Raw genomic sequence first — 1,268 nt, 5'->3', positions numbered from 1 at the left:
GCCCAGCGCATGTCCAGGTGCTGCATGAAATTCGGCGCCACGCCGGGAATGAACGGCAGCGCGGGCGTCTCGTCCGGCCCGCGCTCGATGGACGGCATCGCCGGCGCCAGGCCGGGCAGCAGCGTCTCGCGCTCGCTGCCGAACACGCCCAGCAGCAGCGCCGCGGTCTCGCCGCCTTGCTGCACCAGCGCCTGCAACTGGCGCACGTTCCTGCCTTCGCGCAGCACCCGCACCGCCACCTGCACCGGACCCCGGGCGACCGGGCCGATGAAGCTCGTCTGCAGCGCGCGCAGCTGCACGCCGGCCGGCCAGCCCGCGCCGGCCACGTCGCGCATCGCCTGCACGGCCAGCGTCGAGATCAGGCCGCCGAACGAGGTGCGGCCCTGCAGCCAGTCGTCGCTGACCTCGAAATGCACCGCATCGCCGTCGCGCGTGCGCGCCGCCAGCAGCTGGGAAAGGGGGATGAACTCGGCCATGGTGTTCCTTCGGGTCAGGAATTGTGGGTGCCGGCCGCGGCGCTGCCTGCCGCGCAGGCGACAGCGGGCAGCTCGCGCCGCTCGGCATCGCTGCGCACCCCCAGCTCGATCAGCGCCATCACGTCGATCGCCTGCGCGGCCGGCACCGGGTTCGGTGCGCCGGCGACGATCGCATCGCGCACGCCGGCGTAGTACGCCGGGTAGTCGCCGTGCCGCAAGGGCAGCGGCGCGGTCTGCAGCGTCTCGCCGTCCGGCCCCGTGGTGCTGAGCGTTGCCGCCTGCGTGTCGACGCCCCAGTCGGCGCCCGGCAGCGGCCGCTGGCCGGCCTTCAGCGCATCCTCCTGCGCATCCAGCCCCCATTTGACAAAACTGCCGCGCGTGCCGTGCGCCGCGAAGCGCGGGCCGGGCAGGGCGGCCAGCGCGCTGGCGCGCAGCGTCACGCGCAGGCCGCCGGCATAGGCCAGGCGGGCGTCGAAGCCGTCGTCGTTGACGGCGCCGTCGCGCTGCCGCGCGAGATCGAGCCGCAGCGCCTGCGGCCAGCCGAACAGCTGCAGCGCCTGGTCGAGCAGGTGCGGGCCGAGGTCGAACCACAGGCCGCCACCGAGCGGCGATTGCTCGCGCCAGCGCTGCCGCACCACCGGGCGGAAGCGGTCGAAGCGCGATTCCAGCTCGACGATGCGGCCCAGTTCGCCGCGCGCCAGCAGCGCGCGCAGCGTCAGGAAATCGCCGTCCCAGCGGCGGTTGTGGAACACCGACAGCACGCGCTGCTGCTCGCGCGCCACGGCATCCAGC

2 protein-coding genes are annotated in these 1,268 nt (G+C 74.4%); both read right to left on the bottom strand.

What is annotated here, in order from left to right; translation table 11 throughout:
* The coding region (locus AC1D01_RS35295) for an acyl-CoA thioesterase (protein WP_477874262.1) at positions 1-476 on the bottom strand (476 nt) is incomplete at its 3' end.
* A 14-nt stretch (positions 477-490) separates the two neighbouring features.
* Positions 491-1,268 (bottom strand): Gfo/Idh/MocA family oxidoreductase (locus AC1D01_RS35290; protein ID WP_477874260.1); only part of this gene is annotated, 778 nt, incomplete at its 5' end.

It is taken from the genome of Rhizobacter sp. P3_B12, assembly GCF_056402895.1.
Note: the sequence above shows the minus strand (reverse complement) of the source record. Positions and strands in the feature narration are given on the sequence as shown.